Annotated in this window: 21 protein-coding genes and 1 tRNA gene; 14 read left to right on the forward strand and 8 right to left on the reverse strand. The window is 68.5% G+C overall.

Annotated features, from left to right (window positions below; genetic code table 11):
• Positions 1–10 precede the first annotated feature (10 nt).
• Together KF941_RS10750 and KF941_RS10755 are read right to left on the reverse strand one after the other, a co-directional pair.
• Entirely contained in the window at positions 11–451 is a 441-nt protein-coding gene (locus tag KF941_RS10750; RefSeq protein WP_214273313.1) for an NUDIX hydrolase, read from the reverse strand.
• Positions 452–659: 208 nt separating this feature from the next.
• Positions 660–744, reverse strand: a tRNA-Leu gene (locus KF941_RS10755).
• Positions 745–1,322: 578 nt separating this feature from the next.
• Between KF941_RS10755 and KF941_RS10760 the strand changes: the two genes are divergently transcribed.
• From KF941_RS10760 to KF941_RS10790, 7 genes are all read left to right on the forward strand, one after another.
• Positions 1,323–2,315 (forward strand): complex I NDUFA9 subunit family protein, encoded by a 993-nt coding sequence (locus tag KF941_RS10760; protein WP_114535040.1) that lies wholly within the window; start codon positions 1,323–1,325, stop codon positions 2,313–2,315.
• A complete protein-coding gene (locus KF941_RS10765; RefSeq protein ID WP_175562306.1) occupies positions 2,312–3,118 on the forward strand; it encodes an undecaprenyl-diphosphate phosphatase in 807 nt (268 codons plus the stop codon). The genes KF941_RS10760 and KF941_RS10765 overlap by 4 nt, the downstream gene beginning before the upstream one ends.
• A gap of 150 nt (positions 3,119–3,268) precedes the next feature.
• Positions 3,269–4,762, forward strand: coding sequence for an NAD(P)-dependent oxidoreductase (locus tag KF941_RS10770; protein ID WP_036751906.1), 1,494 nt, complete (start codon positions 3,269–3,271; stop codon positions 4,760–4,762).
• A gap of 9 nt (positions 4,763–4,771) precedes the next feature.
• The gene (locus KF941_RS10775) at positions 4,772–5,554 is read left to right on the forward strand and encodes a hypothetical protein (protein WP_240540282.1); all 783 of its coding nucleotides are present in this window, start codon (positions 4,772–4,774) and stop codon (positions 5,552–5,554) included.
• 14 nt (positions 5,555–5,568) lie between these two features.
• Positions 5,569–10,101, forward strand: coding sequence for a glutamate synthase large subunit (gene gltB / locus KF941_RS10780; RefSeq protein WP_214273687.1), 4,533 nt, complete (start codon positions 5,569–5,571; stop codon positions 10,099–10,101).
• Between the two features lie 175 nt (positions 10,102–10,276).
• Entirely contained in the window at positions 10,277–10,534 is a 258-nt protein-coding gene (locus tag KF941_RS10785) for a hypothetical protein (protein WP_147304544.1), read from the forward strand.
• A gap of 109 nt (positions 10,535–10,643) precedes the next feature.
• A complete protein-coding gene (locus KF941_RS10790) occupies positions 10,644–11,531 on the forward strand; it encodes a cation diffusion facilitator family transporter (protein ID WP_072461077.1) in 888 nt (295 codons plus the stop codon).
• On the opposite strand, the gene KF941_RS10795 is transcribed toward KF941_RS10790, so the two are convergent.
• The 6 genes from KF941_RS10795 to KF941_RS10820 form a co-directional block, all read right to left on the reverse strand.
• Positions 11,528–12,520: an ATP-binding cassette domain-containing protein gene (locus KF941_RS10795; protein ID WP_036751919.1), complete on the reverse strand. Its 993-nt coding sequence runs from the start codon at positions 12,518–12,520 to the stop codon at positions 11,528–11,530. The genes KF941_RS10790 and KF941_RS10795 overlap by 4 nt on opposite strands.
• A 25-nt stretch (positions 12,521–12,545) precedes the next feature.
• A complete protein-coding gene (locus KF941_RS10800) occupies positions 12,546–13,385 on the reverse strand; it encodes a carbohydrate ABC transporter permease (RefSeq protein ID WP_036751922.1) in 840 nt (279 codons plus the stop codon).
• Positions 13,386–13,395: 10 nt separating this feature from the next.
• Positions 13,396–14,313 carry a sugar ABC transporter permease gene (locus KF941_RS10805; RefSeq protein WP_036751925.1) on the reverse strand — a complete coding sequence of 306 codons (918 nt, stop codon included), beginning with the start codon at positions 14,311–14,313 and terminating at the stop codon, positions 13,396–13,398.
• Positions 14,314–14,494: 181 nt separating this feature from the next.
• Positions 14,495–15,754, reverse strand: a complete 1,260-nt coding sequence (locus KF941_RS10810) for an ABC transporter substrate-binding protein (RefSeq protein WP_214273314.1) — start codon at positions 15,752–15,754, stop codon at positions 14,495–14,497.
• A 48-nt stretch (positions 15,755–15,802) separates the two neighbouring features.
• Positions 15,803–16,681, reverse strand: coding sequence for an N-acetylmuramic acid 6-phosphate etherase (locus tag KF941_RS10815; RefSeq protein ID WP_214273315.1), 879 nt, complete (start codon positions 16,679–16,681; stop codon positions 15,803–15,805).
• The gene (locus KF941_RS10820; protein ID WP_214273316.1) at positions 16,678–16,836 is read right to left on the reverse strand and encodes a hypothetical protein; all 159 of its coding nucleotides are present in this window, start codon (positions 16,834–16,836) and stop codon (positions 16,678–16,680) included. Before KF941_RS10820 ends, KF941_RS10815 begins: the two co-directional genes overlap by 4 nt.
• Here KF941_RS10820 and KF941_RS10825 point away from each other — a divergent pair.
• The 7 genes from KF941_RS10825 to KF941_RS10855 all read left to right on the forward strand — a co-directional run bounded on the left by KF941_RS10825 (position 16,835) and on the right by KF941_RS10855 (position 23,426).
• The gene (locus KF941_RS10825) at positions 16,835–17,668 is read left to right on the forward strand and encodes a BadF/BadG/BcrA/BcrD ATPase family protein (protein WP_214273317.1); all 834 of its coding nucleotides are present in this window, start codon (positions 16,835–16,837) and stop codon (positions 17,666–17,668) included. The two genes, KF941_RS10820 and KF941_RS10825, sit on opposite strands and share 2 nt — an antisense overlap.
• Positions 17,668–18,435 carry a GntR family transcriptional regulator gene (locus tag KF941_RS10830; protein WP_214273318.1) on the forward strand — a complete coding sequence of 256 codons (768 nt, stop codon included), beginning with the start codon at positions 17,668–17,670 and terminating at the stop codon, positions 18,433–18,435. The genes KF941_RS10825 and KF941_RS10830 overlap by 1 nt, the downstream gene beginning before the upstream one ends.
• A complete protein-coding gene (locus KF941_RS10835; RefSeq protein WP_072461081.1) occupies positions 18,435–19,460 on the forward strand; it encodes an SIS domain-containing protein in 1,026 nt (341 codons plus the stop codon). Before KF941_RS10830 ends, KF941_RS10835 begins: the two co-directional genes overlap by 1 nt.
• Positions 19,460–20,584, forward strand: coding sequence for an N-acetylglucosamine-6-phosphate deacetylase (gene nagA, locus KF941_RS10840; protein WP_214273319.1), 1,125 nt, complete (start codon positions 19,460–19,462; stop codon positions 20,582–20,584). The genes KF941_RS10835 and nagA overlap by 1 nt, the downstream gene beginning before the upstream one ends.
• Before the next feature lie 93 nt (positions 20,585–20,677).
• Positions 20,678–21,352, forward strand: coding sequence for a Crp/Fnr family transcriptional regulator (locus KF941_RS10845; protein ID WP_036751943.1), 675 nt, complete (start codon positions 20,678–20,680; stop codon positions 21,350–21,352).
• A gap of 571 nt (positions 21,353–21,923) precedes the next feature.
• Complete coding sequence (locus KF941_RS10850; protein ID WP_214273320.1) at positions 21,924–22,121, forward strand: hypothetical protein; 198 nt, start codon at positions 21,924–21,926, stop codon at positions 22,119–22,121.
• Between the two features lie 198 nt (positions 22,122–22,319).
• Positions 22,320–23,426 carry a helix-turn-helix transcriptional regulator gene (locus KF941_RS10855; protein WP_214273321.1) on the forward strand — a complete coding sequence of 369 codons (1,107 nt, stop codon included), beginning with the start codon at positions 22,320–22,322 and terminating at the stop codon, positions 23,424–23,426.
• Positions 23,427–23,429: the final 3 nt, after the last annotated feature.

The raw sequence follows: 23,429 nt of genomic DNA on the forward strand, positions 1-23,429 counted from the left end.
CAGGCGCGGCTCAGATCCGCCGCAACGCCGCCCGCACCAGGGCGCGCGAGCCCGGATCGGGCAACAGTTCCACGACCTGCCGCAGGGGCACCCAATGCGCCTCATGCCCCGGTTCGGCGGGGGCGCCCAGCCGCGCCACCGGACGCGCCAGCCAGAGGGTGCAGAGCTTTTCCGCCCAGAACCCGTAATCCGGCATATGGCAAAAGCGCCGGTAGGCGCCGAAGCGGCGCAGATTGCCGATGCTCCAGCCGGTCTCCTCGCGCACCTCGCGATGCAGCGCGGCCAGCGGCGATTCGCCGGGGTCGATGCCGCCGCCGGGCAGCTGGAACTCCGGCTGCGGCGCCTGCTGGAAGGTCAGCAGCGCCGCACCGTCGCGGATCAGCAGGCCATAGGCCCCCGGACGCAGGCGATAGGCACGACGCCCCGGCGGCGATCCGAAACGCGGTATCATGCGGCTTGCTTTCCTTTCCCCACGGCGCCCTGCCGGCACCCTTCCTGGCCGGGAAGGCCATGGCGACGCCCTTCGCGGCTCCGCATGGCTTCTTCGTTCCCCAAATACTCATGCAACCGCGCCACCGGCGGCAAGGCCCGCCCGAAAGGGCCCCTGCCGCGCAAAGCAAAAGCCGCGCAAACCCAAGGGCTTGCGCGGCTTTTGTTCATGGTGCCCAGGAGAGGACTCGAACCTCCACGCCTTGCGGCACACGGACCTGAACCGTGCGCGTCTACCAATTCCGCCACCTGGGCAGGTCGCGTGAGCCGGGTGATTAAGCCCAGCCGCAGGGGGTGTCAACGGGGGATCGACAAAAATCTGCGCCCGGCCGCAAATCTTTTTCACGCCCCCGTTTCACGCCCTCGCCCAGGCCCTCGCCCTGGCCTTGTTCTGGGCCGCAGTCCATGGGCTGGCGGCGCCGGAAAGCCGCGCCCCGGCCAGGCGGCCCCGGCCCCCTTCAGCCGGATGGCCCGGCATGAACCACCCCCTTCGCCTTATACAGACCCGCTCGATCCTCCCGCGGTCGAAGTCATCCACACAGCCCCGCCCAGGCGACCGAGAGCAGGGGCTGCCCATGTCGGTCGCCATGACCCCATGGCGACTACCTTGCGCGAGCGGCCGCGGCAGCGAGGCCGCACCTCCTCCATAGTGCAACCTGACAGGTCTTTCATGCCACCCCGTTTGCCGCCCTCGCCCGGCCGTAGAAGGGGCGCGGCGCACGCCGGGACAGGCCGGCAAGGCGGACCCGATCGTCGCAGGCCGGCGGCCACGGCTTGCCGCTGGCGGAAGGCTTGGGTATTGAACGATCAAGCACGCACGAAGGGAGCGCCGCATGTCCGCAGCCAAGCTTGTCACCATTTATGGCGGGTCTGGATTCCTGGGCCGGCAGATCGCACGGATCATGGCCGCCCAGGGCTGGCGCATCCGCGTCGCCGTCCGCCGCCCGAACGAAGCCGGCGTGGTGCGCACCTATGGCGCGCCCGGCCAGGTCGAGCCGGTGCCCTGCAACGTCCGCGACGACCTGTCCGTGACCGCCTGCATGGCCGATGCGGATGCGGTGATCAACTGCGTCGGCATCATGGTGCGCGAAGGCAGGAACACCTTCGACGCCATCCACGAAGAAGCCGCGGGCCGCATCGCCCGCATCGCCGCCGAAACCGGCGTCCGGCATTTCGTGCATGTCTCGGCCATCGGCGCGGACCCGGATTCGGACAGCCGCTATGCCGCCTCCAAGGGCCGGGGCGAGGCCGCGGTGCTGGCGCATCGCCCCGATGCGGTGATCCTGCGCCCCTCGGTCATGTTCGGGCCGGACGATCATTTCTACAACCGCATCGCCTCGATGACCCGGCTGGGACCGATCCTGCTGGTGCCGGGCGCCAGGACGCCGATGCAGCCGGTCTATGTCGAGGACGTGGCCCAGGCCGCCGCCATGGCGGCCGCGGGACAGGCCCGGCCCGGCATCTATGAGCTGGGCGGCCCCGATGTGCTGACCATGCGCGAGGTGGCGCAGCAGGTGCTGGTCGCGACCGGCCGCCGCCGCGCCATCGTCGGCCTGCCGCATTGGCTGGGCGGGGTGATGGGATCGGTGCTGGACACGGTGCAGACCGTCAGCGGCGGGCTTCTGACCAACCGCATCATGACCCGCGACCAGGCCCGGCTGCTGCGCCGGCCCAACCGGGTCTCGGAACAGGTCAAGACCTTTGCCGACCTGGGGATCGAGCCGACCGCCGCCCCCGCGATCATCGCGCAATACCTGTGGCGCTTCCGGTCCTCGGGGCAATATGAGGCGATCACCGCCTCGGCGAAGAACCTGCGCAACGGCTGATGGACCACAACACCCTCGTTGCCGCCGCCCTTGGTCTGCTGGAGGGGCTGACCGAGTTCATTCCCGTGTCCTCGACCGGCCACGTGCTGCTGGCCGGGCATTTCCTGGGCTTCGATTCGCCTGGCCGCGCCTTCGAGGTGCTGATCCAGCTGGGCGCCATCATGGCCATCCTGGGCGTCTATTCCGGGCGGCTGTGGCGGATCTTCACCAGCGCGCCGCATGACCCGCGCGCGCGGCGCTTCATCCTGGCGGTGCTGCTGGCCTTCCTGCCCGCGGTGGTGATCGGCGTGCTGGCGCATCGCATCATCAAGGAAGTGCTGTTCGAAACCCCGGCCCTGATCGCCATCATGCTGATCGTCGGCGGGGTGGTGCTGCTGTTCGTGGACCGGATGGCGACCCGGCCGCGCCATTTCTCGGCCGAGGATTTCCCGCTGCCCATGGCGCTGAAGATCGGCTTCATCCAGTGCCTGGCGATGATTCCCGGTGTCTCGCGTTCGGGGGCGACCATCGTCGGTGCCCTGCTTCTGGGCGCGGACAAGCGTTCTGCCGCGGAATTCAGCTTTTTCCTGTCCATGCCGACGATGCTGGGCGCTTTCGTCTATGACCTCTACAAGAACCGCGACATCCTGGACGCAGCGGCGACCGGGAACATCGTGCTGGGCTTCGTCTGCGCCTTCCTGGCCGCCGTGGTCGTGGTGCGGGGGCTGCTGAACTATGTCTCGACCTATGGCTACGGCTTCTTCGCCTGGTGGCGAATCGTGGTCGGGGCCGTGGTTCTGCTGGCTTTGCAGGCAGGATGGTAAATAATGCTGACCCATTTTTCGCATTTGCAGCATGAAAAAGTGAAGGTGGATCGGAAGAATCGTTAATTATGTCAACTGTGCTGACTTTTCTTTGACGGCAGCCTGTCTTATCAGGCTGTGAACACCCTCGTCATCGAAGGACGCGCAGCCATGGCCACGCAGAAGATGCTCAAATTCGTCACCATCGGGCGCGAGATGCCCGAAAAGCGTGACGCGGCATCCCGCTCGGAAGATTTCCACGAGATCTATCGCGAGTTCGCCGAAGCCAAGGCCAAGGAACAGGCCAGCCGCTGCAGCCAATGCGGCGTGCCCTATTGCCAGAGCCATTGCCCGCTGCACAACAACATCCCCGACTGGCTGCGCCTGACCGCCGAGGGCCGCACGCAGGAAGCCTATCTGCGCAGCCAGGAAACCAACACCTTCCCCGAGATCTGCGGCCGCATCTGCCCGCAGGACCGGCTGTGCGAGGGCAATTGCGTCATCGAACAGTCCGGCCACGGCACCGTCACCATCGGCGCCATCGAGAAATACATCACCGACACCGCTTGGGAACAGGGCTGGATCACCCCGGTCGTGCCGATGCAGGAACGGCCGGAATCCATCGGCATCATCGGTGCCGGGCCCGGCGGGCTTGCCGCCGCCGACCGGCTGCGCCGCATGGGCTTCCAGGTCACGGTCTATGACCGCCACGACCGCGCCGGCGGGCTGATGATCTATGGCATCCCCGGCTTCAAGCTGGAAAAGCAGGTGGTCGAGCGGCGCACGGAGCAGCTGGCCCAGGGCGGCGTGGACTTCGTGCTGAACGTCAATGTCGGCGAGGACATCAGCTTCGACGCCATCCGCGGCAAGCATGACGCGGTGCTGATCGCGACCGGCGTCTACAAGACCCGCGACCTGGACATCGACAATGCCGCCGCCAAGGGCGTGGTGCGGGCGCTGGATTACCTGACCGCCTCGAACCGGGTGGACCTGGGCGACGAGATCCCCGATTACGAGGATGGCGAGCTGAACGCCAAGGGCAAGCGCGTCGTGGTCATCGGCGGCGGCGACACCGCGATGGATTGCGTCAGGACGGCGATCCGCCAGGGCGCGCAATCGGTGAAATGCCTTTACCGCCGCGACCGGGCCAACATGCCCGGCAGCCAGCGCGAGGTGCAGAACGCCGAGGAAGAAGGCGTCGAGTTCGTCTGGCTGTCCGCCCCCGGCGCCTTTACCGGCCATGTCACCGGCGAGGCGATGGTCGCGCAGGAACGCGACGTCGACGACACCGGCGAGATCCCGACCATCAGCGCCGTGCGGGTGCAGCGGATGCGGCTGGGCCAGCCCGATGTCTCGGGCCGGCAGTCGCCGGAACTGATCGAGGGCGCCGATTACGACGAGCCGGCCGAGCTGGTCATCAAGGCGCTGGGTTTCGAGCCCGAGGAACTGCCGCGGCTTTGGGGCGTCGATGGGCTGGAGGTCACGCGCTGGGGCACGATCAAGGCCGATTACCAGACGCACCAGACCAGCCTGCCCGGCGTCTTTGCCGTGGGCGACATCGTGCGCGGCGCCAGCCTGGTGGTCTGGGCGATCCGCGACGGCCGCGAGGCCGCCGACAGCATCGCCGGCTACCTGTCGGGTGCCGCCCGCGTCGCGGCCGAATAGGGGGCGGCCATGGCACGACAACCACGCCCCAGCCGCGCACCCGGCGCCGCGCCGATGGCGCGCGGCATGGTGCTGGCGACAGGAATGGCAGCCATGCTGACGCTTCCGGCCCTGCCCGCCGCGGCGGCGAATTTCACCCCGCCTTCCGGCTGCAAGCTGGAGATCACGGTGCAGAACCGCGGCTGCAGCGTCTCGCAGCACTATCGCTGCGGCTCGGATGCGCCGGGGGACCAGCGGGTGACCTATTTCACCCCCGAGGGCCCGACCTTCCAGTCGCGCATCGACCGCGAGACGCGCTGGATGGAAAGCACCGACCTGCGCAGCGGCCTGACCGACCTGCTGGAGGACGAGGCGCAGGACCACGCCTCGTTCAGCACGCTGCTGGAGACCGGGCGCGACGATTTCGATTTCTGGACCCACTCGAACAGCGGCGAGCGGCTGCGCCATGTCGGCCATGACGAGCTGACCGGCGAAAAGGTGCAGATCGACGGCGTGACGCTGGAGGTCACGCGCTTCGAGCTGACCACCTATGGCGAATCCGGCCAGGTGCTGATCCAGCGCCGCGGCCAGCAATTCATCAGCCGCGCGCAGGGGCGGTTCTACGGCGGGGTCGAGACCTCCGAGGACTGGACCGGCGCCGTGCAGCAGACCAACGACAGCCCGGTGACGTTCTCGTTCCCCGGACAGCCCGGCTTCGGCTCGACCAAGCCGGAATATGATTGCGACCTGCAGATGGTGGGCGGCCAGGGCGCCGACATCCTGTGGCAGCTTACGAAGGAGGCACGGACGTGAAGGACTGTGAACAGATGAGCTGGGAACAGCAGGAACAGGCCCGCCGCGACTGGATGGCGGAACATTCGCTCTACCGTGCCGAGGACGAGCATTCGTCCTGCGGGGTCGGGCTGGTCGTCAGCATCGACGGCAAGGCCAGCCGCAAGGTGGTGGAAAGCGGCATCACCGCGCTGAAGGCGATCTGGCACCGCGGCGCCGTGGACGCCGACGGCAAGACCGGCGACGGCGCCGGCATCCATGTGCAGATCCCGGTGCCCTTCTTCTACGACCAGGTGCGCCGCACCGGGCACGAGCCCGACCACGACAAGCTGATCGCCGTGGGCCAGGTCTTCCTGCCGCGCACCGATTTCGCCGCGCAGGAGCGTTGCCGGACCATCGTGGAATCCGAAGTGCTGCGCATGGGCCATTACATCTACGGCTGGCGCCACGTGCCGGTGAACACCTCGGTCCTGGGCGAAAAGGCCAACGCCACCCGCCCCGAGATCGAGCAGATCCTGATCCGCTGCGACAAGGACATCGACGACGAGCAGTTCGAGCGCGAGCTTTACATCATCCGCCGCCGGATCGAGAAGGCGGCGGTGGCGGCGCAGATCGCGGGCATGTATATCTGCACGCTGTCCTGCCGCAGCATCATCTACAAGGGCATGATGCTGGCCGAACAGGTGGCCGAGTTCTATCCCGACCTCAAGGACGAGCGCTTCGAATCCGCCTTTGCCATCTATCACCAGCGCTATTCCACCAACACCTTCCCGCAATGGTGGCTGGCGCAGCCCTTCCGCATGCTGGCCCATAACGGCGAGATCAACACGCTCAAGGGCAACTCGAACTGGATGCGCAGCCACGAGATCCGCATGGCCTCGCGGACCTTCGGCGAGATGGCCGAGGACATCAAGCCGATCATCCCCGGCGGCTCGTCCGATTCCGCGGCGCTGGACGCGGTGTTCGAGGTGCTGGTGCGCTCGGGGCGCAATGCGCCGATGACCAAGACCATCCTGGTGCCGGAGGCCTGGTCCAAGGCCACCACCGACATGCCCAAGGCCTGGGCGGACATGTATGCCTATTGCAACTCGATCATGGAGCCCTGGGACGGGCCGGCGGCGCTGGCGATGACCGACGGGCGCTGGGTCTGCGGCGGCCTGGACCGCAACGGGCTGCGGCCGCTGCGCTATGTCGTGACCGGCGACAACCTGCTGATCGCGGGCTCCGAGGCCGGCATGGTCCCGGTGAACGAGACCGCCGTGCGCGAAAAGGGCGCGCTGGGTCCGGGCCAGATGATCGCCGTCGACATGGCCGAGGGCAAGCTTTACCACGACCGCGAGATCAAGGACCACCTGGCGGCCAGCCAGCCCTTTGGCGACTGGGTGGAAAAGGTCGTCCAGCCCTCGGAGCTGATGGCAAAGCTGCCCGAGACCCCGCTGCATGTCGGCGAGGAACTGCACCGCCGCCAGATCGCCGTCGGCTATACGGTCGAGCTGGTCGAGCAGATGCTGGTCCCGATGGCCGAGGACGCCAAGGAGGCGCTGGCCTCGATGGGCGACGACACGCCGCCCGCGGTGCTGTCGCGCCAATTCCGGCCGCTGTCGCATTACTTCCGGCAGAACTTCAGCCAGGTGACGAACCCGCCCATCGACAGCCTGCGCGAAAGCCGGGTGATGAGCCTGCGCACCCGCTTCGGCAACCTCAAGAACGTGCTTGAGGAAAGCTCGACCCATGCCGAGATCACCATGCTGGAAAGCCCCTTCCTCGCCAATGGCGAGTTCGAGGAGCTGACCCGCATGTTCCGCGACCAGGCGACGCAGATCGACTGCACCTTCCCGGTCGATGGCGGCGCCGATGCCCTGGGCGAGGCGCTGGCGCGCATCCGCGCCGAGGCCGAGGATGCCGTGCGGTCCGGCAACGGCCATATCATCCTGACCGACGAGGGCATCTCGGCCAGCCGCGTCGGCGTGCCGATGATCCTGGCGACCAGCGCGGTGCATAGCTGGCTGACGCGCAAGGGGCTGCGGACCTTCTGCTCGCTGAACGTGCGCGCCTCGGAATGCGTGGACCCGCATGATTTCGCGGTGCTGATCGGCTGCGGCGCGACCACGGTGAACCCCTATCTGGCGCAGGACACCCTGGCCGAGCGGATCGAGCGCGGGCTGCTGGACGGCAACCTGATCGACATCATGACCCGCTATCGCGAGGCCATCGACGCGGGCCTGCTGAAGATCATGGCCAAGATGGGGATCTCGGTCCTGTCCTCGTATCGCGGCGGGCTGAACTTCGAGGCGGTGGGGCTTTCCCGCGCCATGGTGGCGGAATATTTCCCCGGCATGCAGTCGCGCATCTCGGGCATCGGCCTGCACGGGCTGCAAGCCAAGCTGGAAGAGGCCCATGCCAAGGGCTTCCGCGCGGCCCTGGTCGATCTGCTGCCGGTGGGCGGCTTCTACAAGGCGCGCCGCTCGGGCGAGAAGCACGCCTGGGAAGCCAATACCATGCGGCTGTTGCAGCTGGCCTGCGAAAAGGCGTCCTACGACATCTGGAAGCAGTTCACCGCCACCATGCGGGCGAACCCGCCGATCCATATCCGCGACCTCTTGGACATCAAGCCGCTGGGCAAGCCGGTGCCGCTGGAAGAGGTGGAATCGATCACCTCGATCCGCAAGCGCTTCGTGACGCCGGGCATGTCGCTGGGCGCGCTGTCGCCCGAGGCGCATATGACGCTGAACATCGCCATGAACCGCATCGGCGCGAAATCCGACTCGGGCGAGGGCGGCGAAGACCCGGCCCACAGCCACCCGCTGCCCAATGGCGACAACCCCTGCGCCAAGATCAAGCAGGTCGCCTCGGGCCGGTTCGGCGTCACCGCAGAATACCTGAACGCCTGCGAGGAGCTGGAGATCAAGGTCGCCCAGGGCGCCAAGCCCGGCGAGGGCGGCCAGCTGCCCGGCATGAAGGTGACGGACCTGATCGCCCGGCTGCGGCATTCGACCAAGGGCGTGACGCTGATCTCGCCGCCGCCGCACCACGACATCTATTCGATCGAGGATCTGGCGCAGCTGATCTATGACCTCAAGCAGATCAACCCGCGCGCCAAGATCACGGTGAAGCTGGTGGCAAGCTCGGGCGTCGGCACCATTGCGGCGGGCGTGGCCAAGGCCAAGGCCGACGTGATCCTGATCTCGGGGCACAACGGCGGCACCGGGGCCTCGCCGGCCACCTCGATCAAGTTCGCCGGCCTGCCCTGGGAGATGGGCCTGACCGAGGCGCATCAGGTGCTGGCGATGAACCGCCTGCGCGACCGGGTGACGCTGCGCACCGACGGCGGCCTGCGCACCGGGCGCGACATCGTCATGGCGGCGATGATGGGGGCCGAGGAATACGGCATCGGCACCGCCGCGCTGATCGCCATGGGCTGCATCATGGTGCGCCAGTGCCAGTCGAACACCTGCCCGGTCGGCGTCTGCACCCAGGACGAAAAGCTGCGCGCCATGTTCAACGGTTCGGCCGACAAGGTGGTGAACCTGATCACCTTCTACGCCACCGAGGTGCGCGAGATCCTGGCCAGCATCGGCGCGCGTTCGCTGGACGAGGTGATCGGCCGCGCCGACCTGCTGACCCAGGTCAGCCGCGGCGACAAGTCGCTGGACGACCTGGACCTGAACCCGCTGCTCATCACCGTCGATGGCTCGGAAAAGATCGTCTACGACCGTTCGAAGCCGCGCAACGCGGTGCCCGACACGCTGGACGCCGAGATCATCCGCGATGCCGGCCGCTTCTTCTCGGACGGCGAGAAGATGCAGCTTTCCTATGCGGTCAGGAACACGCAGCGGACGGTGGGCACGCGCACCTCGTCGATGATCGTGCAGACCTTCGGCATGCGCAACAAGCTGCAACCCGATCACCTGACCGTGCGGCTGACCGGCAGCGCGGGCCAGTCGCTGGGCGCATTCGCTGCGCCGGGGCTGAAGATCGAGGTCTCGGGCGATGCCAACGACTATGTCGGCAAGGGCCTGTCCGGCGGCACCATCGTCGTGCGCCCGCCGATGGGCAGCCCGCTGAAGGCGGCCGAGAACACCCTCATCGGCAATACGGTGCTTTACGGCGCGACCGACGGCCATCTCTTCGCCGCCGGCCGCGCGGGCGAACGCTTCGCGGTCAGGAACTCGGGCGCCAAGGTGGTGATCGAGGGCTGCGGCTCGAACGGCTGCGAATACATGACCGGCGGCGTCGCGGTGATCCTGGGCCGGATCGGCGCGAACTTCGGTGCCGGCATGACCGGGGGCATGGCCTATCTCTACGACCCCGAGGGGCTGGCGCGCGACTATATCAACGCCGAGACGCTGGTCCTGTGCCCGGTAACGCAGGCGCATTGGGAAGAGCAGCTGCGCGACCTGATCGAGCGGCACCACCAAGAGACCCACTCGCGCCGGGCCGAAGAGATCCTGCAGAACTGGGAGGACGAAAAGGCGAACTTCCTGCAAGTCTGCCCCAGGGAGATGCTGCCGCATCTGCAGTATCCCATCGCCCCGGTCGAGGATCTGGCGGCGGTGCCGGCGGAATAGGACGGATCGGGGGCCTGCGGGCCCCCTTTCCTTTAGCTGCGCCAGGGACCATCCCGGCCACCGGCACCCCCGGCCACCCGGACAAATGCCGCTCCACCCGAAACACTTCCGTTGAATCGCGCTTCGGGCATGCTATGTGAACTATACTGTTCAGTTGGTGGAGCCGACGGGGATCATGTTCACAAGCGTGCTGGCCAGCCTGGGAGCCGCAATCCTGTCGATGATCCTGGGCTTGCCCTGGTGGGTCTCGGCCCTCGGCTTCCTGGGCGCGGGCGTCTGCGCCCTTTTCGCCGCCGACGCATGGGCGGCCAGAAGGATCCCGGCCGAACCGCATCAGATCCAGCGCGGCCAGCTGGAAAAATCCTCGGATCTTTATGCCGGGGCTGCGCGTCCCCGTTCGGGCAACCCGGCGGCACGCACCTTCCGGGCCTGACCGGGGCGCCCCCTTTCCCGCAGCACGCAACTTTCCCGCAAGGCCGGTTGGCCCTGGCCGCCAACCCGGATAAAACCCCGGCGCGACGGATTCGGAAAAGGAAGCGCCCATGTCTGCGACCGAAAAGATCGCCTTCGGCAGCATCCTCGTCGGGCTGGTCGTTCTGGCGCTGAAGGCGCTTGCCTGGTGGCTGACCGGCTCGGTCGCGCTGCTGTCGGATGCGCTGGAAAGCACGGTAAACGTCGCCACCGCCGTCGCTGCGCTGATTGCGATCCGGGTCGCGGCCAAGCCCGCCGACCGCGGCCACCCCTATGGCCATCACAAGGCCGAGTTCTTCAGCGCCGTGCTGGAGGGGGTGATGATCATCGTCGCCGCGCTGCTGATCCTGCGCGAGGCATGGCACGGTTTCCAGAACCCGCGCATGCTGGATGCGCCGCTCGAAGGGCTTCTGGTCAACGGTTTGGCCAGCGTGCTGAACGCGCTGTGGTGCTGGGTGCTGATCAGCCGCGGCGGGCGGCTGAAATCGCCGGCGCTGGTCGCCGACGGACGGCACCTCCTGTCGGACGTGATCTCGTCCGTGGGCGTGGTGGCGGGCGTGACGCTGGCGGTCCTCACCGGCTGGGCGGTGCTGGACCCGGCGCTGGCGGCGCTGGTCGCGCTGAACATCCTGTGGTCGGGTTGGAAGGTCATGGCCAGCTCGCTCTCGGGCCTGATGGACGAGGCGGTTTCCGAGGACACGCTGGCCGAGATCCGCGCCACCATCTCGGACACCGCCATCGGCGCCATCGAGGCGCATGACCTGCGCACCCGCCATGCCGGGCCGCGCACCTTCATCGACTTCCACCTGGTGGTGGACGGCCAGACCACGGTCGATGCCGCCCATGACATCTGCGACCGCATCGAACAGGCGCTCAAGCGCAAGCTGCCCGGCGCGTTCATCACCATCCATGTCGAGCCGGAACACAAGGCCAAGCATTCCGGCGTCGTGGTGATCTAGCGCAGCCGCCGCCCCTCGGCGTCGAAGTGAAAGGCGCGGTTCGGCTCGAAGCCCAGCCCGACCACCTCGTCCACGGCATAGTCCTGCTCGCCGAAGAGCCGCACGGTCAAAAGGCCGTGGTCCTCGGATGCGACATAGACCAGCGTCTCGCCGCCCAGCTTCTCGACATGGCTGACGCGGCCGCCGATCTGGCCGCCGCCCGGCACCAGATGCTCGGGGCGGATGCCCAGCCGGGCCGAGCGCAGGCCCAGCTTGCCGGCGTCCAGGAAATTCATCTGCGGGCTGCCGATGAAGCCGGCGACGAAGGTGTTGTCGGGATCGTTGTAAAGGTCCATCGGCCGGCCCACCTGCTCGACCACGCCGCCGCGCAATACGACGATCTTGTCGGCCAGCGTCATCGCCTCGACCTGGTCGTGGGTCACATAGATCATCGTCGCGCCCAGTTCGCGATGCAGCCGGGCAATCTCGATCCGGGTCTGCACGCGCAGCGCGGCGTCGAGGTTCGACAGCGGCTCGTCGAACAGGAACAGCTTCGGGCGCCGCACGATGGCGCGGCCGATGGCGACGCGCTGGCGCTGGCCGCCCGACAGCTCGGCCGGGCGCCGCTCCAGCAGATGCGCCAGCGCCAGCATCTCGGCCGCCTTGCCGGTCGCCGCCTCGATCTGCGCCCTGGGCGTGCCGGCCTGCTTCAACGCCAACCCCATGTTGTCGCGCACGGTCAGGTGCGGGTAAAGCGCATAGCTCTGGAACACCATGGCGATCTCGCGCCGGGCCGGGGCCAGGTCGTTCACCCGCGCGCCGTCGATGGCCACGTCGCCCGAGGTCACGTCCTCGAGCCCGGCGATCATGCGCAGAAGCGTGGACTTGCCGCAGCCCGAGGGGCCGACGAAGACGCAGAACTCGCCATCCTCGACCGCCAGGTCCACGCCCTTGATGACCTGGGTGGTGCCGAAGGACTTGGTGACTTGGGTAAGGGTCAGGGCTCCCATCGGGGTCTCCTTGCTGCAAGACGGATCATTTGACGGCGCCGGCGGTGATGCCGCGGATCAGCTGGCGCGAGAACACCAAGTAGAGCACCAGCACCGGCAGGATGGCGAGGCTCAGCGCCGCCAGCACCGCATTCCAGTTGGTGACGAACTGGCCGATGAAGACCTGGCTGCCCAGGGTGACGGTCTTGGTCGCCTCGCTGGGCGCCAGGATCAGCGGGAACCACAGGTCGTTCCAGATCGGGATCATGGTAAAGACGGCGACGGTGGCCATGGCCGGCCGCACCAAGGGCAGCACCAGCCGGAAGAAGATGGTGTATTCCGACAGCCCGTCGATGCGGCCGGCGTTCTTCAGGTCGTCCGAGACGCCGCGCATGAACTCGGACAGGATGAACACCGCCAGCGGCAACCCTTGCGCGGTATAGACCAGCACCAGCGCCGTCAGCGTATTGACCAGCCCCGAGGCCACCATCATCTGCAGGATGGCGACGGTGCCCAGCCGGATCGGGATCATGATCCCCAAGGCCAGGTAAAGCCCCATCAGCATGTTGCCGCGAAAGCGGTATTCCGACAGGGCGAAGGCCGCCATGGCGCCGAACAGCAGCACGAAGAACAGGCTGGCCACGGTCACGACCAGCGAGTTCTGGAAGTAAAGCAGGAAATCCCCCTGCGCCAGCACCGTGCGATAGCCGACCAGGTCGAAGCTTTCCGCCGTGGGCACGGCCAGCGGATCGGCGAATATCGCGCGGCGGTTCTTGAAGCTGTTGATGACCACGACGAAGACCGGAAACAGCGCGATCACGGTATAGAGGATCAGCACCGCATGGGCAGCCAGGCTGCGGGCGGTGGAATGGCGGGCTTGGCTCATGGCTCTCCCCTCAGAACTGATAGCGGCGCAGCCGGCGCTGGATGGCGAACAGGTAGAAGCCGACGCCCAGCAGGATGATGCCGAACATGGCGGTGGCGATGGTCGCGCCCATGTGCGGGTCGCCGATCTGCAGCTGGAAGCCGAAGAAGGTCCGGTAAAGGAACGTCCCCAGGATGTCGGTCGAGAAATTCGGCCCCGCCAAGGCGCCTTGCGTGACGTAGATCAGGTCGAAGGCGTTGAAATTGCCGACGAAGGTCAGGATCGAGATGATGCCGATCGAGGGCAGGATCAGCGGCAGCTTGATCTTCCAGAACTGCGACCAGCCGGTGACGCCGTCCATCTCGGCCGCCTCGATCACCTCGTCGGGGATCGACAGCAGCGCGGCATAGATCAGCATCATCGGAATGCCGACGAATTGCCAGACCGAGATCAGCGCCAGGGTGGTCAGCGCCGTGCCCTCGCGGCCCAGCCAGGGCGCGAACAGGCTCTTCAGCCCGACGGCGTCCAGCATGCCGGGCGCAATGCCCCAGATCGGCGACAGGATCAGCTTCCAGACGAAGCCGACGATGACGAAGCTCAGGATGGTCGGGATGAAGATCGCGGTGCGATAGAAGGCCGCCCCCCGCAGCCGCGGCGAACTCAGCAGCGCCGCCAGCGCCACGCCGACCGGATTCTGCACCAGCATATGGACCAGGAAGAACCAGGCGTTGTTGCCCAGCGCGTTCCAGAAACTCGCCGACCAGCGCGGATCGCCGAACAGCGTGGCGAAATTCCGCAGGCCGACGAAGACGCGGCCCTCCTCGCCGGTGTTGAACAGCGACAGGTTCAGCGTCCCGAACAGCGGCACGATCATGATGGCGGTATAGACCAGCACCGCGGGCGCAAGAAACACCGCGATATGCCAGCGAAACGCTTTCCGCTGCGCCATGACGCCCTCCTTCTCCGTTGAAAAATACCCTCGGGGGGTGCGGGGGGCGGAAAGCCCCCCGCCACCGCCGGGCCGCCAGGCCCGGCAACATTTCACCTCGGGCCACCAGGCCCGGCCACATTTCACCTCGGGCCGCCAGGCCCGGCCACATTCACTTCCGGCCGTCAGGCCCGGCCGAGGCTCAGTTCTGCTGCGGCGCGTACCACGAGGCCAGGCCCTGTTGCAGCCGCTCGGCCGCGGCCTCGGGCGTCTCGGTGCCGGTGATGACATTGGCCGAGGCGGTCCAGGTCTCGTTCTCCAGGTTCGGCGTGCCCCGCGACAGGATCTGGTAGGTCGAGCGGATGGTGGGCTCGCAGCTCTCGCGCCAGGAGACGAATTCCTTGGCCAGCGCATCCTCCATCTCGACCGGCGCCGAATTCAGCGAGAAGAAGCCCGGCAGCGCATTGGCGTAAAGCGTGGCGAACTCGGACGAACCGACCCATTCCAGGAACTTCCGCGCCTCTTCCGGGTGCTGCGTCGCCGCGTTCATGCCCAGCGCGATGTCGGTATGGTCGCTGATATGGCAGGTGTCGCCCTCGGCCGGGACGGGGGGCGGAAAGGCGCCCATCTCGAAGGCGCCGCCGATCTGCGGGCCGAAGACGCCGATCTCCCACGACCCGGCCGGATAGATCGCGGCGCGGCCCAGCGTGAACAGGTTCTGGCTGTCGGGATAGGTCTGCGCCTCGAACCCGTCGCCCAGGTAGTCCTTCCATTTCGCCAGCTGGCGGAAGGGCGCGACCCAGCCTTCGTCGGTCAGCTTTTGCGTGCCCTCGATCAGCGCCTTGCGGCCCTCCTCGCCCTTCCAGTAGTTCGGGCCGATGTTCTGGTAGCCCATGGTCGCGGCCTCCCACTGGTCCGCGGTGCCCATGGCCATCGGGATATAGCTGCCGTCCTCCTTGATCTTGTCGAGCAGGGCAAAGAACTCGGCCTCGGTCTTCGGCGGTGTCAGCCCCAGTTCCTCGAAGGCGGTCTTGTTGTAGATGAAGCCGTGGATCACCGAGGCCATCGGCACGCAGAAGGTCTGGGCGCCGTCATCGGTCTGCCAGGCCGATTTCGCCACGTCCGAGAAATTCGCCATCGCCGCCAGGTCGCTCAGGTCGGCCAGCTTGCCCTTCTTGAACAGCTCCAGCGAGGCGTCGAAGGGCCGGCAGGTGATCAGGTCGCCGGCCGAGCCCGCATCCAGCTTGGAGTTCAGCACCGCGTTGTATTCCGGCGGCGCCGAGGGCGCGAAATTGATCTTGATGCCGGGATTGGCCGATTCGAAGGCCGGGATGATCTTTTCCTGCCAGATGGCAAGGTCGTCGTTGCGCCAGCTCTCGATGGTCAGCGTCACGTCCTGGGCCCAGGCGGCGCCGGTCAGCAATGTGCTGGCCAGCAGCGCCAGGCGGATGGTCTTGGTCATGGTCTTCTCCCTTCGGCATCGGGTCTCTCGCGGACCCTCCGGTTGCAATCAGATCAGCGGGGCCAGCAGGCCCCCGGCTTCGGCCAGCCGCGCCTGGGCCATATCAGGCGCCATGCCGCGCGCGACCAGGATCGCGGGCTTCACCGCGCCGCCGCTGCGCGACAGCGCCGTCTCGGCCGCGTCGCGCCCGACCCCCGCCACGGCGGCGACGATGCGGGCGGCGCGGTCCACCAGCTTGATGTTGTCGGCCACCAGGTTGACCATGTAGCCGTCATGGACATGGCCCAGCCGGATCGCCACCAGCACCGACAGCATGTTCAGCGCCACCTTCTGCGCCGTGGCCGCCCCCATGCGGGTCGAGCCGGAAACCACCTCGGCCCCGGTCTCGATCAGCACCGGGATGTCGGCGCGTTCCAGCAGGGCCGAGCCCGCCACATTGGCTAGGCCGGCCACGGTCACGCCCCGCTCCTGCGCCGCCGCGCAGATCGCCAGCGCATAGGGCGTGCGCCCCGAGGCCGAGAGGCACAAGAGCACATCCCCCGCCGCCAGCCCGGAACGGTCCAGGTCGGCCAGCGCAAGCCGCGGCTCGTCCTCGACGCTGCCTTGCAGGTGCAAAAGCGCCTCGGTCCCGCCGGCGAACATCATCGGCGTGCGCTCGGGCGCGATGCCGAAGGTGCCGGCCAGTTCCAGGCAATCGGCCAGCGCCATCAGCCCCGAGGAACCGGCCCCGGCATAGCCGAGCTTGCCGCCCCGGCGCAGCGTCTCTGCTGCGGCCTCGGCCGCGCGTTCCAGCGCCGGCAAGGCGGGCTGCAACGCAGCCAGCGCCGCGACCTGCGCCTCCAGCAGGATGCGCAGCACGTCGCCGCCGGGGCGCGCGTGAAGCCCTGTCGATGCCGGATGCCTTGCCTCGGTGCCGGATGCGGTCATGTGATTCCCCCTGTTCCGTTGATAATGCCAAAACAATACCACTTGTAAACCCCCTTCTTCAAACGGGCCGAAAATCGGCGTTTCTTGGGGAAATTCAAATTAGCCCTTCCCATTTGGTATTGTTTTGGTATCTTGCCTGCAAAGGGAGTCGCCATGTCATATTTCCTGGGCATAGACGGAGGAGGGACCGGCTGCCGCGCCGCCGTCGCGGACGGCTCGGGCCGGATCATCGGCCGGGGCGCGGCGGGGCCGGCGAATATCTCGGTCGAGACCGAGGGGGCCGGCGCCAATATCCTCGCCGCCGCCCGCGCCGCGCTTCAGGACGCCGGGCGGGGCCACCTGGACGAGCTGACCGCCGTGCTGGGCCTGGCCGGCGCCAATGTCACCGCCGCCGCCCGCGGCCTGCAGGCCATGCTGCCCTTTCGCCGCACGCGCATCGTCACCGATGCCGTCACCGCCGCCACCGGCGCGCTGGGGGGCGGGGACGGCATCGTCGCCGCGATGGGCACCGGCTCGGTCTTTGCGGTCCAGATCGGCGGCGAGATGCGGCAATATGGCGGGCGCGGCTTCGTCCTGGGCGACGAGGGCAGCGGCGCGGTGCTGGGCCGGGCGCTTCTGTCCGAGGCCCTGCGCGCCGAGGACGGCTTCGCACCGATGAGCCCGCTGCTGCAAGCCGTCCTGGACGAGCTGGGCGGGATCGAGGGGGTGATCTCCTTCGGCTTCCGCGCCCGGCCCGCCGAATTCGCCGCATTCGCGCCGCGCATCACCGCCGGCACCGACCCGGCGGGCGAGCGCATCTTTGCCGCGGCCGTGGCCGAGATCCGCGCCATGATCGACACCTTGCAGGCCGGCCGCCACCTGCCGGTGGTGTTCCTGGGCGGGCTTGGCGCGCATTACGCCGACCGCCTGCAGGGGCTGTGGCCCATCCAGCCGCCCAGGGGCTCGGGCCTCGACGGCGCGCTGCACCTGGCCCGGCAGGAGGCGTGATGGGCGAGCTGTTCACCCCCGAGGCTTTCGAGGAAACCGGCGGCGGCCCGCTTTACCTGCAATTGCACCGGCTGATCGCCGAGGCCATCGCCTCGGGGCGGCTGCAGCCGGGCGACAGCCTGCCGTCGGAACGCGAACTGGCGGCGATGACCGGCCTGTCGCGCGTCACCGTGCGCAAGGGGGTGGCGGAGCTGGTCGCCTCGGGGCAGCTGGTGCAAAGGCGCGGCTCGGGCACCTTCGTCGCGCCCAGGGTCGAAAAGCTGGAACAGGCGCTGTCGCTGCTGACATCCTTTACCGAGGACATGGCCCGGCGCGGCCGCAGCGTCGAAAGCCGCTGGATCGCGCGCGGCCTGCACGCCCCCGCCCCCGAAGAGGTGATGGCGCTGGGGCTGGGCGTCGGCGAAAAGGTGGCGCGGCTGGAACGGGTGCGCAGCTCGGACGGGGTGCCGCTGGCCATCGAGCGCGCCTCGCTGTCGCAGGCGATCCTGCCCGATCCCGAAGGCGTCGATGCCTCGCTTTACGCGGTGCTGCAAGGCCGCGGGCTGCGGCCGGTGCGGGCGGTGCAGCGCATCTCGGCCGCGAACCTGAACGCCAAGGACGCCGATCTGCTGGGCGTCAGCCCCGGCGTGGCCGGGCTGCGGATCGAACGCATCTCCTACCTGCCCTCGGGCAAGGTGGTCGAGTTCACCCGCTCGCTCTATCGCGGCGATGCCTATGACTTCGCCGTGGAACTGAAACTTGCCCCGGAAGGCGAAAGGAACCCGTGATGAGCCAGACGCATATGGCGCGCGAAGTGGCCGAGATCCCCGAAGCCGCCGCCCGTTTCCTTGACCGTTCGCGCGACGCGGTGCTGGATGCCGCCAGCGCCCTGCGCCGCAAGGATCCCGACCTGGTGGTGACGGTGGCGCGGGGGTCGTCCGACCATGCCGCGACCTATCTGAAATACGCCATCGAGCTGGAGGCGGGCGTGCCGGTCGCCTCGGTCGGGCCCTCCATCGCCTCGATCTATCGCCGGCCCCTGCGGCTGGGCAAGGCGGCCTGCATCGGCATCTCGCAATCCGGCCGCAGCCCGGACGGGGTCGAGATGATGCGCGCCTCGGGCCAGGGCGGCGCGCTGTCCATCGCCATCACCAATGTCCCCGACAGCCCGATGGCGCAGGTTTCGGCCCATTGCCTGCCCCTGCAGGCGGGCGAGGAGAAAAGCGTCGCCGCCACCAAGACCTTCGTCTGCTCGGTGCTGGCCGGCCTGTCGCTGCTGGCGGAATGGCGGCAGGATCACGCCTTGCAGGACGCCGTCGCCGCCCTGCCCGAAGGGCTGGCGCAGGCCGTGGCGCTGGACTGGTCGCCGCTGTCGGCGCGGCTGGCGCGGGCATCGTCGGCCTTTGTCCTCGGCCGCGGCCCCAGCTTCGCCATCGCCTGCGAAGCGGCGCTGAAGTTCAAGGAAACCTCGGGCATCCATGCCGAGGCCTATTCGGCCGCCGAGGTGCTGCACGGCCCCGCCGCCATCGTGCAGGCCGGCTTTCCGGTGCTGGCGCTGGGGATCGAGGACGCCGCCCTGCCCCAGCTGAAGGCCACGGCCGAGCGGCTGGCGGCGCAAGGCGCGGATGTCTTCGTCACCGGCACCGAGGTCGGCGGCGCCGTCACCCTGCCCTCGGTCCCCGGCCTGCATCCGCTGGTGGCGCCGCTTGTCACCATCGCCGGCTTCTACGCCTTCATCGAGGGCTTGGCGCGGCGGCGCGGCTTCGACCCCGACACGCCGCCGCATCTGCGCAAGGTGACGGAGACGGTGTGATGGCGCGCGAGGTCCTGACCGGCGCCCGCATCTTCGACGGCGCGCGTTTCCTCGACGGTCATGCGCTGGTGATCGAGGCAGGCGAGATCGCCGCCATCCTGCCCGAGCCCGAGGCCCCGGCCGAGGGGCGGCGGGCGGTCACGGGCATCCTGGCCCCGGCCTTCCTGGACCTGCAGGTGAACGGCGGCGGCGGGCTGATGCTGGACGGCACGACCGATCTGGACGGACTGCGCCGCATCTGCGCCGCGCATCGCGCGCTTGGCACCGCCGGGGTGCTGCCGACGCTGATCACCGACACGCCCGCGGCCACCGCCCATGTCATCGCACTGGGGATCGCGGCGGCCAAGGCGCAGGTGCCGGGCTTCCTGGGTCTGCATCTGGAGGGGCCGCATCTCGACCCGCGCCGCAAGGGCGCGCACGACCCGGCGCTGATCCGGCCGATGGCCGAGGACGACCTGGCCCGGCTGTGCGAGGCCGCGCGGCAATTGCCGGCGCTGATGGTGACGCTGGCACCCGAGGCGGCAAGCCCGCAGCAGATCGCCGCCCTTGCCGGGGCCGGCGCGGTGGTCAGCCTGGGCCACAGCGACTGCAGTTTCGAACAGGCGCAGGCCGGCTTTGCCGCCGGTGCCCGCTGCGCCACGCATCTGTTCAATGCCATGAGCCAGATCGGCAACCGCGCGCCGGGGCTGGTGGGCGCGGTGCTGGCCGGCGAGGCGGGCGCCGGGCTGATCGCCGACGGCATCCACGTCCATCCGGCGGTGATGCAACTGGCGCTGGGGGCGCGGCCCGAGGGCATCTTCCTGGTCAGCGACTGCATGGCCTTCGCCGGCACCGATCTGACCGAGATGGAACTGGGCGGCCGCAAGGTGCTGCGCCGCGACGGGCGGCTGACGCTGGCCGACGGCACGCTGGCCGGCGCCGACCTGACGCTGCCGCAGGCCGTCGCCGTGCTGGTCCGCCAGGTCGGCATCGCGCCCGAACGCGCGCTGCGCATGGCCTCGGCCATTCCCGCGGAACTGCTGGGCTTGCAGGACCGTCATGGCACGCTGGCACCCGGCCGGCCGGCCGAGCTGGTGCTGCTGGACTGCGATTTCGCCTTGCGCGAGCATTGGCTGTCGCCCTGATGGCCGGCAAATGCCGAGTGGAACGCACGGTCTTTTCCTCGCCCGCCGCTCGTGCGACACTCGGCCCCGCGCGAAACCAAGGATGAGGCTGCGATGAACGCCCCCCTGCCCGAGGCGGTGAAGAAATCCGTTCTGCTGAACGGGCTGGCCCCCGAAGTGCGCGACAAGCTGCTGAAGGACGCCCAGCGCCGCAGCTATCGCGAGGGCGAGACCATCTTCCTGCAAGGCGATCCGGCGCGGGCGGTGTTCATCGTGCTGAACGGCTTCATCAAGCTGTCGCGGCTGACCCCCGGCGGGTCCGAGGCGGTGGTGGCGATCCTGGGCCGCAACCGCAGCTTCGCCGAGGCGATGGCGCTGCGCGGCACGCCCTATCCCGTCTCGGCCGAGGCGGTGTCGGACTGCACGGTCCTGCAGATCGACGGGGCGCGGCTGCGCCAGCTTCTGCTGGAGAACCAGGAATTCGCCATCGGCCTGCTCGCCTCGACCTTCGTGCATCTGCAAGGGCTGGTGGACCAGATCGAAAAGCTCAAGGCCCATACCGGGGTGCAGCGGGTGGCGCAGTTCCTGGCCGACCTGTCGGATGCCGTGGCCGGCCCGGCCGAGGTCCGGCTGCCCTATAACAAGCGCCTGATCGCCGGGCACCTGGGCATGCAGCCCGAAAGCCTGTCGCGCGCCTTCGCCCGGCTGCGCCAGCATGGCGTCGAGGTCGAGGCCGACAAGGCCACCATCGCCGACATCGCCGAATTGCGCATGCTGGCCATGGACTGACCCGCCGCCCCCGGCATTGGAAATCACCGCGCGCCGCGCCGGCCCTCGCCCCATCGGGTGAAGGTCCGCCGGCGGTTGCGCGATAGCGACGGTGCATTGCTTTCCATGGAAAGGTTGAAACGCACCGCGGCTTTGCTCTTGCCAGTGCCTTGGCGCCCTTGATGCTGTTGTCGGCCTGCGACACCTCCGGGCCGGACCCCGCGACCACCGACCAGGTGAACCAGAGCGAGATGATGACGGCGGCCGTGGGCCTGCCGGCAGCGGCCTTCGGCGGGGATGCCTATCGCGACGCCGGGCTTCAGGTCGCGACCGCCAGCCCGAACGATGCCGCCCAGCGCCGTTCGGCGGCCGAGGCTGCGCCCGCCGCCACGGGATCGCCGATCCAAGGCGCAACCGCCACGCTGGACACGCCCGCAGCGGCCTCGGCAGGCGCATCCCGGCCCGGCACCGGGAAATGCGACCAGCGGCCGCAATGCCGCGCGGCAAGCAGCCGGCTTCACGACTATTCCGACCGGCTGCTTGCCCTGGGCGCACAAGGCGGCAGCTCGGTCCATGTCTCGGCCAAGATGGCATGGTGCGGCGCGAACAGGGCATGGCGGTGCTGGAGACCTGCCTGGCCGAGGCCAGGGCGGCCGGGGACGCCGAATGCGTCGCCGGCATCCCGGCCGCCTTGCAGGACACCCGCCGCCTTCCCGCCGAGGCAAGGCAGACCGCGAATCAGTCCTGTGCCTATGCCCCGGACGGGTGGATGGCCAGCTGCCCCGCGTAGCCGGCGGGGCGCGGCGCTGTTGAAAATGCGGCCAAAACATGGCCTTGCCCGGTATCGGCGCTTGACCTGGGCGGATCCGGAAATAACATCGACCCCGGCATTCCCGTCCGGGTCGGATGCACGGGCCGGACAAGGCCCGCCCCCTGCCCGCGGCAAGGGCTGCAAAGCAAGAGGCAGGCGGGGCATTTCAGGCGGTCCATGAACGGCATCGAGGAACGGCTGACCGACCTGATCTATGCGATCCTTCTGGGCGAGCGCAGCTGGCGCGACTTCCTGGCCGAGATCGAGCGCGCAACGCCGGGCGGCATGGGGGCGATGTTCTACCAGGGCGCCGACGGCAGCTGCTCCATCCTGCACAACAGCGCGCCGGAAAAGGCGCTGGCGGAATATGTGGACTACTATACCCACCGCAACCCCTGGATGGAGCGGGCGATGGCGGCCCAGTCACGCCAGTCCATGCCGGCGCATCGGCTGGTGCCGCATGACGAATTGCTGCGCACCGAATTTCACGACGGTTTCCTCAGGCCGCTGGGGCTGGACACGGCGGCGGGGCTGCTGCTGGATGCGCGGCGTTCGGGCACGGCGACACTGACGATCATGGCCCCGCTGGGCCAGTCCGCGCTGATCGAGGCATGGTCGCAAACCTTCAACCGGATTTCCGCACACCTGCACCGGGCCATGGCCTGGTGCCGCCGCGGCTCGGGGCTGGGCGCGCTGGCGGAACTGCCCGCGGTGCTGTCGCAATCGCTGGACCTTGGGGTGATGATCGTCGGCGCGGATCGCAAGATCCTGCCGGTGTCGCCGGCCGCGCAACTCTCGGACAGGGTCTGGCAGGCGGTCCGGCAATCGCCCTTTGGCACGGTCGGGCTGGTCGATCAGGCCGCCGACGACTGCCTGGGCGAGATGCTGTCGCGCAACCACGCCGGGCGCAAGCTGGCAGAGTTCAGGACGGCGCAGGCCACGATCACCATGGTCCGCATCGGCCGCGACGAATTGTCGGAACTGCTGCTTGGCCCCTGCGTGATGCTGGTGGTCGATCCGGGGCTGCACGGGCTGGACCTTGAACAAAAGCGCGACCGGCTGCGCCTGGCCCATGACCTGACCGCCGCGGAAGGCAGGGTGCTGGGCGGGTTGCTGCAGGGCTTCAACCTCAGGCAGATCGCCGAGGCGGCCGGGCTGTCGCACGAGACGGTGCGAACCCAGCAAAAGGCGCTGTTCGTCAAGACCGGGGTCAACAGCCAGACCCAGCTCGTCAACCTGGCGCATGGCCATCCGCGGCAGAACCGGAACGAACCGGGTCGCTGACCG

Source organism: Paracoccus sp. pheM1 (assembly GCF_018499825.1).
Lineage (GTDB): Bacteria > Pseudomonadota > Alphaproteobacteria > Rhodobacterales > Rhodobacteraceae > Paracoccus > Paracoccus versutus.